Consider the following 14848-nt stretch of genomic DNA (forward strand, 5'->3'; position numbering starts at 1 on the left):
AACTAAAAATTAAACATAAATAATAACTTAAAAATAAGTCTTGAATCTTTACTCAAGGTTCATGGCGCTTACAGATATGTCAGATAAATTTTCATTAAGCGGAAAAGTAATTGTTGTAACCGGCGGTACAGGTATTTTGGGCAATGCATTTGTTAACGGTATTGTTGAGGCCGGCGGAACGGTAGGGATATTAGGCCGTAACCAGGCAGTAGCAGAAGAGCGTGCTGCAACCATTAACGCAAACGGGGGCAAAGCCATTGCTTTAGTTGCCGATGTAATGAAGATTGATGAACTGGTAGCAGCGAAAACCAAAATTATAGATACCTATGGCAGGATTGATGGCCTGGTGAACGGTGCAGGCGGCAATATGCCACAGGGGGTTTTGCAGCCCGAGGAAGATATTTTTAGCATGAACCTGCAGGGGATGAAAGAAGTGCTTGATTTAAACCTTTGGGGTACTATAAATCCTACACAGGTTTTTGGAGATGCAATTGCCAAAACCGGCAAGGGAAGTATCGTTAATATATCTTCCATGAATTCAAAGCGGGCCATCACTAAGGTATTGGGTTATAATATGGGCAAAGCGGCGGTTGATTGTTATAATCAATGGTTTGCTGTTGAGCTGGCTAACCGTTATGGTGATGCCATCAGGATGAATGCCCTGGCGCCAGGTTTTTTCCTGACCGAACAAAACCGCAATTTACTAACCTTGCCCGAAGGAGGTTATACCGACAGGGGAAGTAAAGTAATAAGAAATACACCTTTTAAAAGGTTCGGGCATCCGGATGAACTGATAGGCGCGATAGTTTGGCTGCTAAGTGATGCATCTGCTTTTGTGACCGGTTCAATGATCTGTGTGGATGGTGGGTTTTCTATTTTTGGCGGCGTGTAATTGTCATTTTAAAGCGTTCTCAAAGCTGTTTTGAGTGGGGGCAGGATTGTTGTTTAATGAGCGTTATTGTAACAAACCTATGGTAACTTGGTTAACTTATAATCAAATATGCATACATTAGTGTACCAATGACAGGTTTTCGCAGAATGTGAACCCTGGCGACCTATACAACTTGTAACCACTATAGCGAAGCACTATGATGAACAAATGGCGTTTTTTATTATTGCCGGTTTTGTTTTTTAATCTTAACGCCTTTTCCCAGGGAAACATATTGCTGCTTGGTAACCCCGCAGCCGAAAAGGTATCAGCCGAACGATTACAGCGGTTAGACCGGCTGATCAAACAATATGTAGACTCGGGCTGGGTTGTTGGTGCCGATGCATTTATAGCCCGGAACGGAAAGATAATTTACAACAAATCCTTCGGGATGGCTGACGCGGAAAAAAAGGTCCCGATGCAGACCGATCATATTTTTCGGATAGCTTCACAAACCAAGGCTATTACCAGCGTTGCGGTAATGATGCTTTATGAGGAAGGCAAGTTCCTGCTTGACGACCCTATTTCAAAATATATCCCTTCATTTGCCCACCCAAAAGTATTGGCCGCCTTCAACCCTAAAGATTCAAGCTATACAACTGTTGCCGCCCGGCGTGAGATTACTATCCGCGATTTGCTGACCCATACTTCGGGTATTGATTACGCACAGATAGGGTCGGCTAATATGAGAGCCATATATGCTAAGAACGGCATTTATGCCGGTTTTGTTTATGATAAACGGTTGCTGGCGGATGCAATTAACAAATTAGGTACTTTACCGCTGGTACACCAACCCGGCGAGCGTTTTACATACGGTTTAAATATTGATGTGCTGGGATACCTGGTTGAAAAATTATCAGGCAAAAGTCTTGACCAGTTTTTTAAAGAAAGGATCTTCAATCCCCTGGGGATGAATGATACCTACTTTTACTTACCGCCGGAAAAATATTCAAGGCTGGTGCCGGTTTATACCACCGGCAAGTTGAATCGCCTTGTTAAAGCGGATGGCAATACTTTTCCTGGCGTTAACTGGGATTATCCCAAAACTGCCGGTACCTATTATGCAGGTGGTGCGGGGCTTAGTTCAACAACAAAGGATTATGCTGCTTTTTTGCAAATGATGCTCAACGGAGGTGTTTATAATGGACACAGATTATTGGCAAGGCACACCGTCGAAATAATGACGATGAATCAGATTGGGAACTTGAATTTGGATAGAAATAAGTTTGGCCTTGGCTTTGAACTGGCTACTAAAGACGGGCAGGCTAAGCTGGGTCAAACCGAAGGCTCATTTAGCTGGGGAGGTTTTTACGGTACTGTTTACTGGGCCGATCCGAAGGAGCGAATGGTGTGCCTGCTGTATGTACAGGAATGGCCTTACCCTCATGGCGAATTATCAGATAAATTTAAGGTGCTGGTTTATTCGGCGCTGGAATAATTTAAACCTGCTCCGAGCATCTAACTATATCAATTATAATATGCTTAACAGAAGAACATTTATTAAAACAACCTCAATTGCCGGGACCACTTTTTTGTTGGCACCGCAACTGGGCAAAGCAGCCGGTTTTTTTAAAGGATCGCCAAATGAAAAGGTGGTGTTAGGTATGATGGGTACCCATAGCCGCGGCCTTTACCTGGCGCAAAACTTCGCTAAAATTCCAAATACCGAGATCGGTTTTGTTTGTGATGTTGATTCAAAAGTTGTTGAAAGTACCATAGCTGATATTTATAAACGCACAGGCAAAAAGCCGGAAGGGTTTACCGATATCCGAAAGTTACTGGAGAAGAAGGACGTAGATGCCATTGTAATAGCGGCACCTGATCATTGGCATGCGCCTGCCGCCATAATGGCTTGCCAGGCCGGCAAAGATGTTTATGTTGAAAAGCCATGCAGCCATAATCCGCATGAAGGTGAATTGCTGGTAGCTGCTTCAAAAAAGTATAATCGGCTTGTACAAATGGGCAGTCAGCGCCGCTCTTTCAATAATGTGCAGCAAATGATCAAGGAATTGCATAGTGGCGTAATTGGCCGTGCTTATTATGCAAAAGGATGGTACACCAACCACCGGGAAAGTATCGGCATTGGTAAGCAGGTTGCCGTACCTTCAAACTTAAACTATGAGCTATGGCAGGGGCCGGCACCGCGAAGGGCTTACCAGGATAACCTGATCCATTATAACTGGCACTGGTTCTGGAACTGGGGGACCGGCGAGGCCCTGAATAACGGCACCCATGAATTGGACGTGATCCGATGGGGATTAGGTGTTGATTTTCCTGATAAAGTTGTTTCAACGGGTGGCCGTTTTCATTTTAAGGATGATTGGCAAACGCCCGATACGCAAAATATATTATATAATTTCCCCAATAATACGGCTGCCGAATGGGAGGGGAGAAGCTGCAATGGTTATAATATGGAGGGCTTAGGGCGAGGTGTCATATTTTATGGTGATAAAGGAACGCTGTTTTATACCGGCGGGAATGGCTACAAGATTTATGACGGCGATAATAAGCTTGTTCGCGAGGTAAAGGACGATGTTCCGGTGGATGCAACCAATAAGGTGAGCCCAACGGAAGCGCTGGACGGCATGCACATGAAGAATTTTATTGAATCTGTGCAGGGGAAGGCAAAACTAAACTGCCCTATTGAAACCGGGTTTAAATCAACCTTGTTGCCGCAGCTTGGGAATATTTCATACCGGATGGATAGGGTTCTGCATATTAACCCGGAGAACGGGCATATAATGAATGATCTTGAAGCGATGAAGCTTTGGAGCAGAGAATATCAAAAAGGCTGGGAGCCGAAAGTATAAGAACCAAAAACATACAAATAACAAGTAATATCTGTAATAGAATGAAAAAATCAATTTCAATTTTTGCTGCAATAATTATAGCTTACATTTTAACAGCCCCGGTAATAGCGGCAGCGCAAAGCACGCCAGGTTTATTTGACGGTAAAACACTGAAAGGCTGGAAACGCATGGCCGGAACAGCCGATTATAAAGTTGAAAACGGGGCAATTGTTGGCACAACGGTGTTGAACTCCGGGAATACATTTCTGGTAACTGAAAAAGAATACGGCGATTTTATTTTGGAGCTGGATACCAAAATTGAAAGCACATTAAGTAATTCGGGCGTTCAAACCCGAAGCCATTACGACCCTGCCGGTAATAATGGAAAGGGTAAAGTTTACGGCAGGCAATTCGAAATTGATCCGTCGGATCGCAAATGGTCTGGCGGGATTTACGACGAAGGCCGCCGGGATTGGCTGTACCCGCTTGATCTGCATGCAAAAGCTAAGGATGTTTTTAAAGTAGGCGAGTATAATCATGTCAGAATTGAATGTATAGGGAATGAAATGCGCACCTGGATAAACGGCGTTGCAATAGCTGATGTAGTTGACACGGTGGACAGCAAGGGCTTTATAGGGCTCCAGGTGCATGCAGTAAGTAAAGAAGAGCAGGCTGGTAAAAAGGTTTACTTTAAAAACCTCCGGATCCAAACGAAAAACCTGAAGCGGGCGCTTTTTCCAAAAGATATTTACACAGTGAATTTATTTCCTAACTCACTTTCTGCAAGTGAAAAGGCGGGTGGATGGAAACTGTTATATGACGGGCACACCGCCAATGGATGGCGCGGGGCAACGCTTACTGCTTTTCCCGCCCATGGCTGGGAATACAGCAATGGTGTGATGCATGTTTTACCATCGGCCGGAAAAGAAGAATCAGGCGGCGGCGATGTGGTTACAGATGATCTTTACGGTGCTTTTGACCTGTCGTTTGAATTTAAACTCACGCCGGGAGCAAACAGCGGGGTAAAATATTTTGTAACCCTGTCTGAACAAACCAAAGGCTCGGCAATTGGTTTGGAGTACCAGGTATTAGATGATAAGCTGCACCCTGATGCCAAACTTGGGCGCGACGGCGACCGTACCTTATCATCATTATATGATCTTATTCCCGCCAAAAAACAAGAAAGGTTTGTGCATCCCATTGGTGCATGGAATACCGGCCGTGTAGTTGTGTATCCCAATAACCATGTTGAACATTATCTAAACGGGGTAAAAGTGCTTGAATACGATAGAGGATCAGATGAATTTCGCAAACTGGTTGCTATCAGTAAATACGTGGTATGGAAAAATTTTGGAGAAGCTAAAGAAGGACATTTGCTGTTGCAGGATCACGGCAACGAGGTGTTTTTTAGAAGTATAAAAGTAAAACGGCTGTAGGTTATTGTCTGAGCCCGGGTTTAACCGGGTTCAGACAATTTCGCTTTTCTTTTGAAAACTATAATATAAATAAAATAGCGAAGGCAGGATCACCAGGCTGCCAAGTAAAAGTGCCAGGCCCAAAACCTGTATGGTTTTTTCTGTTGCGTGATAAGCAAAAATGGACAGGTTTTGTCCGCCTTTAATCATTACCATGTAGGGGAAGTGCATGTATCCTACAGCCAAAAGGATCATGGTGACCTGGAAGCCGGCACCAATCCGGATTATTTTTCGTTTCCCTTTATTGATCAATATCCATGATGCAATTAAAGAAAGAGATGCGGCAATTACAGCGGTTAAACTAACAGGATTATTAAAGATCCAATGGGCCATGCCAATATGCTCCAATTCGGCAGCTAAAAACACCATGCCGCCAAAAATTACCGCTGCTATATTCATCATTCGTGCTTTCACGATAAAGCGCCTTACATCTTTTTCGTTATCAGCTTCGCCAATTAAATAAATTGCCGCAAGATACCCGCTAAGTGCTACGGTAAAAAGGCCAACAGTTACCGAGAACCAATTTAGCCAGCTAAAAATATATGCAGATGAGAAATCAGTTGCATGAAGATCAATTTTGCGGGAGATTACGCTGCCTGCTATTATGCCAAGGAACAAAGGGGTGATGAAGCTGGAATTAACGAATACCTTGTTATAAATCTTTTGCGTGTTTTCGCCTTTAATAGCATCATAATTTCTGAACGCAAAAGCCGTTCCTCTTGCGGTGATCCCCAGCAACATTATCAATATAGGAATATGCAGGTAAGTGCACATGGTGCTATAAATGGTAGGGAAAGCCACAAACATTATTACCACGGCTATAATGAGCCACATGTGGTTGGCTTCCCAAATCGGGCCGATGGCCTGATAGCTTGTTTTTCGGGTGCGCGACCTGTTTTTTTCAGATGTAAAAAGTTCAATTATTCCCGCACCGAAATCGGCACCGCCGAGCAGGAAATACAGTACAATGGCTAAAAACAGGAAGGTTATTACAACGTATAGCATAAGCTTTAAATTAGCGGTCGTACAATTCAGGAACCATTTTAATCTGGCGTTTTAACAGCATTATAACGGCAATACTTAATATCAGATAAACTACCGTAAATAAGTAAAACGAATAATGAATGCCCGGCATAGGGGTAACCGCTTCGCTGGTGCGCATTACGCCCTGAATTATCCAGGGTTGCCTGCCTACTTCTGTAACTGTCCAGCCTGCTTCAACAGCAATAAACCCAAATGGGGTATAAAGGATAAAGAGGGCCAAAAACCATTTTTTTGAAAACCAGCTGCGCTTTTTCCATAAGGCCACAAAATATAGGATGCCGATAAGCATCATCGCCGAGCCGATAGCTATCATTATCTCAAAAGCTATATGCGTAACGGTAACAGGTGGCTGATCTTTTACGGGGATGGTATCCAGCGCCTTTACAGGTTGTTTAAAGTTGTCATAAACCAGGAAACTAAGCAGCCCCGGGATCTCTATGCCATAGTTGACTTTTTTATTTGCCGTATCCGGAATACCACCTATGGTTAGTGGCGAATAGTCCTGCGTATGAAAATAAGCCTCCATAGCTGCCAGTTTAGCCGGTTGCTTTTCTGCTGCATTTTTTGCTGATAAGTCGCCGCTGAACGGTTGCAATATAGCCGCCACAGCGCCAAATACGATGGCGATTTTAAAGGCTTTGGTATGAAAATTAACATTTTGTTTTTTTCCTATCATTAAAGCATGAATTCCGGCTACAGCAAATCCTGTTGCTGAAAATGCAGCGATGGTCATGTGTAAAGATTCAGAAAACCATGAGCCATTAAACATCGCTTTTATGGGGTCGATATTAAGATATTGCCCGTTGATATAATCAAAACCCGAGGGGCTGTTCATCCATGAATTTGCAGATACCACTAAAATTCCTGACGCTATCCCGCTTATACCAACCATTACGCCGGTACCCCAATGGAACCACTTATTAAATTTGTTCCACCCGTAAAGAAAAAATCCCAGTGCAATAGCTTCTATAAAAAATGCCACCCCCTCCAACGAAAAAGGCATCCCGAATATGGGCCCTGCATGTTCCATAAACTTAGGCCACAATAAACCCAGTTCGAAAGACAGAATAGTACCCGAAACAGCCCCGGTGGCGAAAAATATTGCAACGCCCTTACTCCATGCCTGGGTTATGTTTTTATAAACCGGTTCCCCGGTTTTTATCCATTTATAATGCGATATAGCCATAAACACCGGCATCACCATACCGATACAGGAGTATATGATATGAAAGCCCAATGATATGGCCATTTGCGACCGTGCAGCTATAAAATCGTCCATAGTATTTCAATAATTAATGAGGCAGCTTTTCGTGAAGCAAACCATAAACCCAGGTGCCCGCCACCGCACTTAATAACGTAATAATGGTTACCAGGTAACCGCTGCCAATTTGGGCAAAAAGCGGGCCGGGGCAGGCACCCGTAATCGCCCAGCCTAATCCAAATATCAGCCCGCCATACACGTTGCCCCACTGGAATTTTTTTGTTGGAATAACTATAGTTTCTCCGCTTATGGTTTTGAGTTTGAAGTACCTGATAGTTAAAACGGAAATACATCCCACCACAATAGCGCTCCCAATAATTCCGTACATGTGAAAGGCCTGGAACCTGAACATTTCCTGAATGCGGAACCAGGAGATCACTTCAGATTTAACCAATACAATACCAAACAATAGCCCGGTTACTAAATATTTTAGGTTGCGCATCATAACGTAATTAACCAGGGTAAAATAAACCATGTCATCACAAAGCCGCCTATCATAAAGCAGCAGGTGGCAACCAGAGAAGGCCATTGAAATGTCGAGATCCCCATTATGGAGTGTCCTGAAGTACAGCCATCGGCGTAACGCGTTCCAAAGCCAACCAGGAAACCGCCGGCAACCATAAAAATAATCCCCCTTGTTGTTAGTAATTGCTGAAAGCTAAACACATCCTGTGGCAGCAGTCCTTTAAAATCTTTTATCCCCTGTTGTTTCAATAAGGTTTCGGTTTCCGGGTTGATTTTAACAGGATGTTGCCCTCCCATAAACTGCACGGCTATAAAGCCTCCTGTTACTATACCCGCCACAAAAAATAAATTCCACAAGCTGGCCTTCCAGTCGTACTTAAAAAAGGAGATATCAGCAGGAAAGCAAATAGCACAAATGTGTTTTAGTGAAGATGATATGCCAAACGGCTTATTTCCTGCAAATAATAAGGCAGGCACCATTAGGCCTATTAAAGGGCCTGAAACATACCAGGGCCAGGGCTGTTTTAAAAAGTCCATTTATTAATTACAAAAGGGTGTTGTGCAAATATACCGATAACTAAAACCAACCGTTATCTTGTAAAAAAATGATTGCTAAATAGAATATTTCTAAATATTAACCATAATAGTAATATCCTGAAAAAAATATTGCATTCTTAAAGAAAAAATTATATACATTAGTAGCGAATTATAAACCATAATTATACCTGATTAATTGAAACGGATAGTTGCCATAGCATTATTGTGCGTTCACCTGTTTACCATAGGGGGATATTCGCTGCTGTTTCAATATTATATTCACAAATCAGATGTACAGATGGTGAAAGAGATTTTTGATAATAAGATAAACAACGCAAAGCTTATTGAGATCAAGATCCCGGTTAATATGCCTACCGTACAGGACTGGACAGAATATGAAGTAATCCAGGGCCAGATCCAGCTAAAGGATGCCTACTATAACTATGTAAGGCTAAAAATGACCCACGATACCATGTATTTTGTGTGTATCCCCAATACTGTTAAAACGCATCTTGTGAAAGCAAATGTTATTACTGCTAACCAGATCAATGATGTGCCGCTAACAAAGAAAGGGCACGATGCATCTTTCAAAAAAGTTAACACCCTGAGTGATTATAATATCCAGGCGTTTAAATATCATTACGATGAATTTGAAACGCAACTTAAACCTAATGACAAATCTGTATCTGTTCAATTAAACAGTCCCTTTATTGACTCTCCGGGTAAACCACCCAATTTTATCAGTTAAAAAACTGCTTATAATAATTCTTTGTGCGGTCTTTGAAAGTAAGGCCTTTAATTCAATTTGTTTATAGGTAATAACATTGCGTGTGCTTTGGCATACCGTATGATTTTCTACAGCTTTTTGAACCAGAGTTTGCAGCGGTTTTCGCCATTCTAATGTTAATATTTTAAGGCAATTAACCCGTCAGGGCACTTTTAACATTTTCAACCTTTATTCTTTAACTATAACCATGATTAAATCTTTACCTCTGTATTTTTACAGGTATTGTTTGGTGGCTTGCGGCTTGTTTTTTCTTTCGGAAACAGCTCAAGCACAAACAGATGCCGATGCACTAATGATCCCCAAAAATTACTTCTGTACAGGTGTTGTTTACACCCACAGCGACTGGAAAAACTATTGGGAGGGAACTTTTAAACGCGACAACGCCAACATAGGCACCTTATCAACCAATTCATTTATGGTTGTAGGTAATTATGGACTGACTAACAAACTTGACATCCTGGCAATGGCGCCTTATGTTAAAACTAATGCTTCGCAGGGAACGCTTAAGGGGCAAAGTGGCGTACAGGATCTTACCGTGGCTTTAAAGTACCTGGCTTTTACCAGTGAAATTGGCAAGGGGATTTTCAGTATCCATGCCATTGCCGAAGGGTCCGTTCCGTTAACCAATTATGAGCCTGATTTTTTACCGGTATCAATTGGTTTACACAGTAAGTCGGTATCGCTTCGCGGCCTTTTGAACTATCAAACAGGGCGCTTTTTTGTTGCGGGTGCAGGTCAGTACGTTTTACGCAGCAATATAACCATCGACAGGAATTCTTATTACACAGATCATTTGATTTATAGTAACGAGGTGAATATGCCCAATGTATCTAATCTTTTGTTTAGTGCAGGGTATCGCAGCCTGCAACTAAATATCGAAGGTATTGTTTCCCAAACCACCACGCAGGGCGGATTTGATATCCGAAAAAACGATATGCCTTTCCCAGGCAATAAAATGAACATGACCACAGTTGGCGGGCTGGCAAAATACAGCTTCCAGGATTTAACAGGGTTTGAACTTACCGTTGGCGGTAATTACGTTGTAAGGGGCCGGAATGTGGGTCAGAGCACTAGCCTGTTTGCTGCAGTATATTATATCCTTGATTTTAATAAAAAAACAAAAAACTAAGCCATGAAAAAACAAGTACTAAATATAATGCAGCTGTTATTTTTAACAGCAATAGTTTTTTTAGGTTCGTGTAAAAAGGAAGTAACAGATCGTACTACGCAATACCCTGCGCTAGCGCCCGTGAATATTGACCTGAATGCAGACACCTGGAAACCTATACTTGCAAAAGATCCGTCAGCGTTTAACGTGCCTGCGCCGGACGCGACCAATTCGGCAGCTTATACTGCAGATATCAGCGAAATAAAATCGTACCAGGGCAAATTAACTGATGATCAAAAAGCGATAGTTAAATACTGGAGTGCCGGAGCCGTGTTGCGCTGGAACGAAATTTTGCGCGACCTCGTTGCAAAGCACAATTTACCTCCATATCAAAATGCTGATGGTACTTATCCTTTTCCGAGTGCCGCTAATCCTTTTGCCTATCCGCAGTTTCCTTTTTCAAACCCGCCGTATGCAGCACGTGCTTATGCTTATGTGAGCGCCGCACAATATGACGCACTGGTAACTGCTTACCATTACAAAAATATGTATAACCGGACGGCGCCATATAATTTTGACGCCACCATAACGCCGCTTATCCCCAAATCAGCATTGCCATCGTATCCAAGTGAAGATGCTGTAGTAGCCGGAGCCACCGTGGAGATAATGAAATTATTGTTCCCGGCCGACGTTGACTACATTACACAGAAAGCGGCTGATGAAAAACTGTACCGCATAATGGCCGGCGCCAACGTACGGGGTGAGGTTACCGCAGGCGAGGCTTTAGGTGTTAAAGTTGCCGATGTGTTTGTTGCCCGCGCCAAAACTGACCGCGCCGGAAAAGCAATTGGCACACAGGCATTATGGACTCAATTGCAAACACAAACTGCTGCCAAGGGCGAGCAGTACTGGATTAGCCAGGAATCGCCGCTAAGGCCGCCAATGTTGCCGCTGTTTGGTAAAGTGATCCCGTTTTTGTTTGACACCACAACAGTAGTAACGTTAAGGCCTGGGCCGCCCAACCCAACAAACTCCGATGCATTTAAGAAAGAAGTTGCAGAAGTGCTTAACTATAGTCAAAACCCCACCCGCGAACACCAGGCGATAGTTGAATTTTGGGCCGATGGTGTTGGAACCTACACCCCGCCGGGACACTGGAATGCTATTGCGGCAGATGAATTTGTAAAACAAAATTACAGCGAAGTACGCTGGGCACGGAATTTTGCGCTATTAAATATGGCCGAAATGGATGCCGCAATTGTGTGCTGGGATACCAAGTATTTTTACTTTAACCAGCGGCCAACACAGGCTAATCCTAAAATCAAAACCTTAACCGGAATTCCCAATTTTCCTGCTTACACATCCGGCCACTCCAATTTTAGTTCGGCAGCAGCCACGGTATTAACTTACCTGCTTCCGGATCGGGGCAATAAATTTAACGATTTGGCAAGTCAGGCATCTATTTCCAGGTTATACGGAGCAATCCATTACCGGTCTGACATTGATGCAGGGATGGTTACAGGAACCAAAGTTGGGCAATACGCTGTTCAGCGTGGAAAGACAGATGGCGCAGGAAACTAACCGATTTTATTAAAAACTATTAACCAATTAAAACCACGTTCGAAATACCAGATTATGAAATTTACAGTCAGAATTATTTTAACAATCACTATATTTTTACTTTTTATAAGGTCAAACACATTTGCACAAGGTTGTGTGGCCATCAGGAGCACCGGCGGGATCTGTACCATGGATGAACACCCCGATAGTACCAATGCAAATGGCTACTGGTTGTTTAACAGCAACAGCCGCTATTACAAGTCTTTTAGGCATTTTGTAGGTAAGCAGGAACAATTTCAGCGTATCACCCTACATAACAACGTTATAAATAAAGTCTATACACAGGATCTGACACTTACCCGGGTACTAAATAACCGTTGGTCATTATCAGTAGTATTACCCGTTGCGGATAATAGCCGTTCGCAGGTAAACAGCGGAACCCGTTTCAGCACGCACTCGTTTGGTATCGGCGATATTCATTTGGCGGGTTATGTTTGGTTGTTTAACCCGGCTAAAGCTAAAAATTGGAATGTGCAGGCCGGTTTAGGAATTAAATTTGCTACCGGAAACTACAATTACCAGGATTATTTTTTGAATGCAGCAACCGGGGTAAGAACACTCGGTGCAGTTGATCAGTCTATACAATTAGGCGATGGTGGTACAGGTATTACTGCTGAAATAAATGCCTATTACAATGTTACGCATCGTTTTGGCTTCTACGGGAATGTGTATTACCTGGCTAGTCCAAAAGACGTTAACGGTGTTCCAAGATCCGTAAACCCGGCAAGTGCAACAGCTATTGCAACAACCGGAGACGTTCTTAGTGTACCAGATCAGTTTTTAATAAGGTTTGGTGCAAGTTTAGTAGTAAATAAATTTGATTTTTCATTAGGAGTACGTGATGATTGTTTGCCTGTTAAGGATTTAGTTGGTGGCAATGATGGTTTCAGAAGGCCCGGTTATATAATTGCCGCCGAGCCCGGTGTAACTTACAGGATCGGAAAAAGCGTATCACTATACGGGTATGCGCCTATAGCAATAATTCGGGATCGTACGCAAAGCGTACCAGATATAAGAGCAACACAGTTAACAGGTACTTTTACACACGGGGATGCTGCGTTTGCAGATTACGTTGTTAATGTTGGAATAACATTCAAATTTTAAGAGTTAGTTGATTATTTGATTTATCAAAGCCGGGCGTGAGATACCCGGCTTTTTCTTTTATGTTTGTTTTTATAATAATCGCCTTTAAGAAATGAATACAGCTGATCAGAATTTTGCCGCGCTGGGTCTTAATCTTCCGCCGGCTCCAAAACCACTTGGGGTTTATAAGCCCTGTTTAATTGATGGTAAATACTTATATGTATCAGGCCATGGTACAGTGCAGGACGATGGAAGCCTGATTATTGGGCGGATTGGAGAAGCCCTGAGCCCGGAAGAAGGTAAACTAGCCGCAAGACAGGTTGGGTTAGCTATATTGGCTACCATTACAGCCAACCTGGGCACTTTAAATAAAGTTAAAAGGGTAATTAAAGTATTGGGGATGGTTAATTGCAAGCCTGACTTTGAAAAACATCCTTTCATTATAAATGGTTGCAGCGAATTATTTGCAAAGGTTTGGGGTGATGAAAACGGGATAGGAGTGCGCAGCGCTGTTGGAATGGGATCACTGCCGGATAATATCCCGGTAGAAATTGAAGCTTTATTTGAGCTGTTTTAGGTGAATGCACCTGCATGCAAATTTGGAACGATAAAAGAATAACCAATGAACGAACTCGATTGGTATTTTATAAAAGATATTGAAAATTTGGATACGCCTGCCTTGGTGGTCTATCCTGACAGGGTAAAAGAAAATATCAATATCCTCAAAGGCATGTTGGATAATACCGACAGGCTTAGGCCGCACGTAAAAACTCATAAAAGCGAAGAGGTAACTAAGCTGATGCTTGAAGCGGGCATTGGTAAGTTTAAATGTGCCACAATTGCAGAGGCCGAAATGCTGGGCATGTGCAATGCCCCCGATGTTTTACTTGCCTATCAACCAGTGGGACCAAAACTGAAACGCTTTGTAGCACTTATAAAGGAATACCCGGGAACAAAATTCTCCTGCCTGGCTGATAATTTAAATGCCGTGAGGGAAATATCCGAAGCAGCTACAAATTCAAACATTTCGATTGCGGTATATCTTGACTTAAACGTAGGGCAGAACCGCACGGGCATAAAACCCGGTAATGAAGCATTGCAGCTTTATATGGATTGCACTAAGTTAAGCGGAATAGAAATGAAGGGACTGCACGCCTATGACGGGCATATCCATGATGCAGACTTTAACACGCGTATGGTACAATGCAATGCAAGTTTTGAACCTGTACTTAAGGTACAGGCCGGGCTGCAAAAAAAAGGATATGCTAAACCCATAATTATTGCCGGTGGCTCGCCAACTTTTCCGATTCATGCCAAATGTACTGATGTAGAATGCAGCCCCGGTACTTTTGTATATTGGGACAAGGGGTACCAAACTGCTTTTAAGGAACAGCAATTTTTACCGGCTGCATTAGTTATTACCAGGGTAATATCGTTGCCCGACGAGACTACCCTCTGTTTGGATCTCGGTCACAAATCTATAGCTGCCGAGCGCGAACTGAAAAGTCGCGTTTATTTAATAAACGCTCCCGAATTGGAGGTGTTAAGCCAAAGTGAGGAGCATTTGGTGGTTCAGGTGGCTGCGCATCACAACTATAAAGTTGGGGATGTAATTTACGGCATGCCCTATCATATTTGCCCAACCGTTGCTCTGTATGAAAGAGCCATAACCATTGAGGATAACCAGGTAAGCGGCGAATGGAAAAATATCGCCCGCGACAGAAAAATAATTACATAAAAATAACCGTTCA

Annotated in this window: 14 protein-coding genes; 10 read left to right on the plus strand and 4 right to left on the minus strand. The window is 42.9% G+C overall.

Annotated elements, in window-relative coordinates; all coding sequences use genetic code 11:
- Positions 1–76: 76 nt before the first annotated feature.
- The 4 genes from MuYL_RS09895 to MuYL_RS09910 all read left to right on the plus strand — a co-directional run bounded on the left by MuYL_RS09895 (position 77) and on the right by MuYL_RS09910 (position 5153).
- Entirely contained in the window at positions 77–892 is an 816-nt protein-coding gene (locus MuYL_RS09895) for an SDR family oxidoreductase (protein ID WP_094572905.1), read from the plus strand.
- 196 nt (positions 893–1088) lie between these two features.
- Positions 1089–2366, plus strand: a complete 1278-nt coding sequence (locus MuYL_RS09900; RefSeq protein WP_094570408.1) for a serine hydrolase domain-containing protein — start codon at positions 1089–1091, stop codon at positions 2364–2366.
- A gap of 40 nt (positions 2367–2406) precedes the next feature.
- Positions 2407–3738 carry a Gfo/Idh/MocA family protein gene (locus tag MuYL_RS09905; protein WP_094570409.1) on the plus strand — a complete coding sequence of 444 codons (1332 nt, stop codon included), beginning with the start codon at positions 2407–2409 and terminating at the stop codon, positions 3736–3738.
- A gap of 41 nt (positions 3739–3779) precedes the next feature.
- Positions 3780–5153, plus strand: a complete 1374-nt coding sequence (locus MuYL_RS09910) for a 3-keto-disaccharide hydrolase (protein WP_094570410.1) — start codon at positions 3780–3782, stop codon at positions 5151–5153.
- 30 nt (positions 5154–5183) lie between these two features.
- Here the strand turns inward: MuYL_RS09910 and MuYL_RS09915 are convergent, their stop codons facing one another.
- The 4 genes from MuYL_RS09915 to MuYL_RS09930 are packed head-to-tail and all read right to left on the minus strand — an operon-like array spanning position 5184 to position 8499.
- Positions 5184–6197, minus strand: coding sequence for a cytochrome d ubiquinol oxidase subunit II (locus tag MuYL_RS09915; RefSeq protein ID WP_094570411.1), 1014 nt, complete (start codon positions 6195–6197; stop codon positions 5184–5186).
- 10 nt (positions 6198–6207) lie between these two features.
- The gene (locus MuYL_RS09920; RefSeq protein WP_094570412.1) at positions 6208–7515 is read right to left on the minus strand and encodes a cytochrome ubiquinol oxidase subunit I; all 1308 of its coding nucleotides are present in this window, start codon (positions 7513–7515) and stop codon (positions 6208–6210) included.
- Positions 7516–7528: 13 nt separating this feature from the next.
- Positions 7529–7942, minus strand: a complete 414-nt coding sequence (locus tag MuYL_RS09925) for a DUF6691 family protein (protein ID WP_211710260.1) — start codon at positions 7940–7942, stop codon at positions 7529–7531.
- Positions 7939–8499 (minus strand): YeeE/YedE family protein, encoded by a 561-nt coding sequence (locus MuYL_RS09930; RefSeq protein WP_094570414.1) that lies wholly within the window; start codon positions 8497–8499, stop codon positions 7939–7941. The genes MuYL_RS09925 and MuYL_RS09930 overlap by 4 nt, the downstream gene beginning before the upstream one ends.
- Before the next feature lie 196 nt (positions 8500–8695).
- On the opposite strand from MuYL_RS09930, the gene MuYL_RS09935 reads away from it, so the two are divergent.
- From MuYL_RS09935 to MuYL_RS09960, 6 genes are all read left to right on the plus strand, one after another.
- Complete coding sequence (locus MuYL_RS09935) at positions 8696–9247, plus strand: hypothetical protein (RefSeq protein WP_094570415.1); 552 nt, start codon at positions 8696–8698, stop codon at positions 9245–9247.
- Between the two features lie 226 nt (positions 9248–9473).
- Positions 9474–10415 (plus strand): transporter, encoded by a 942-nt coding sequence (locus tag MuYL_RS09940; RefSeq protein ID WP_094570416.1) that lies wholly within the window; start codon positions 9474–9476, stop codon positions 10413–10415.
- 3 nt (positions 10416–10418) lie between these two features.
- Entirely contained in the window at positions 10419–11975 is a 1557-nt protein-coding gene (locus MuYL_RS09945) for a phosphatase PAP2 family protein (protein WP_094570417.1), read from the plus strand.
- 54 nt (positions 11976–12029) lie between these two features.
- Positions 12030–13118 (plus strand): transporter family protein, encoded by a 1089-nt coding sequence (locus MuYL_RS09950; protein ID WP_211710262.1) that lies wholly within the window; start codon positions 12030–12032, stop codon positions 13116–13118.
- Positions 13119–13209: 91 nt separating this feature from the next.
- Positions 13210–13674 (plus strand): RidA family protein, encoded by a 465-nt coding sequence (locus MuYL_RS09955; protein WP_094570418.1) that lies wholly within the window; start codon positions 13210–13212, stop codon positions 13672–13674.
- A gap of 45 nt (positions 13675–13719) precedes the next feature.
- Positions 13720–14835 (plus strand): D-TA family PLP-dependent enzyme, encoded by a 1116-nt coding sequence (locus tag MuYL_RS09960; RefSeq protein WP_094570419.1) that lies wholly within the window; start codon positions 13720–13722, stop codon positions 14833–14835.
- Positions 14836–14848: the final 13 nt, after the last annotated feature.

The sequence above is a fragment of the Mucilaginibacter xinganensis genome, assembly GCF_002257585.1.
Lineage (GTDB): Bacteria > Bacteroidota > Bacteroidia > Sphingobacteriales > Sphingobacteriaceae > Mucilaginibacter > Mucilaginibacter xinganensis.

Excerpts from the sequence above, each read along its gene's own strand:
- MuYL_RS09955 (WP_094570418.1), top strand. The coding sequence starts at position 13,210 with ATGAATACAGCTGATCAGAATTTTGCCGCGCTGGGTCTTAATCTTCCG.
- MuYL_RS09925 (WP_211710260.1), bottom strand. The coding sequence starts at position 7,942 with ATGATGCGCAACCTAAAATATTTAGTAACCGGGCTATTGTTTGGTATT.
- MuYL_RS09945 (WP_094570417.1), top strand. The coding sequence starts at position 10,419 with ATGAAAAAACAAGTACTAAATATAATGCAGCTGTTATTTTTAACAGCA.
- MuYL_RS09960 (WP_094570419.1), top strand. The coding sequence starts at position 13,720 with ATGAACGAACTCGATTGGTATTTTATAAAAGATATTGAAAATTTGGAT.
- MuYL_RS09910 (WP_094570410.1), top strand. The coding sequence starts at position 3,780 with ATGAAAAAATCAATTTCAATTTTTGCTGCAATAATTATAGCTTACATT.
- MuYL_RS09915 (WP_094570411.1), bottom strand. The coding sequence starts at position 6,197 with ATGCTATACGTTGTAATAACCTTCCTGTTTTTAGCCATTGTACTGTAT.
- MuYL_RS09940 (WP_094570416.1), top strand. The coding sequence starts at position 9,474 with ATGATTAAATCTTTACCTCTGTATTTTTACAGGTATTGTTTGGTGGCT.
- MuYL_RS09895 (WP_094572905.1), top strand. The coding sequence starts at position 77 with ATGTCAGATAAATTTTCATTAAGCGGAAAAGTAATTGTTGTAACCGGC.
- MuYL_RS09900 (WP_094570408.1), top strand. The coding sequence starts at position 1,089 with ATGATGAACAAATGGCGTTTTTTATTATTGCCGGTTTTGTTTTTTAAT.
- MuYL_RS09950 (WP_211710262.1), top strand. The coding sequence starts at position 12,030 with ATGAAATTTACAGTCAGAATTATTTTAACAATCACTATATTTTTACTT.
- MuYL_RS09920 (WP_094570412.1), bottom strand. The coding sequence starts at position 7,515 with ATGGACGATTTTATAGCTGCACGGTCGCAAATGGCCATATCATTGGGC.
- MuYL_RS09905 (WP_094570409.1), top strand. The coding sequence starts at position 2,407 with ATGCTTAACAGAAGAACATTTATTAAAACAACCTCAATTGCCGGGACC.
- MuYL_RS09930 (WP_094570414.1), bottom strand. The coding sequence starts at position 8,499 with ATGGACTTTTTAAAACAGCCCTGGCCCTGGTATGTTTCAGGCCCTTTA.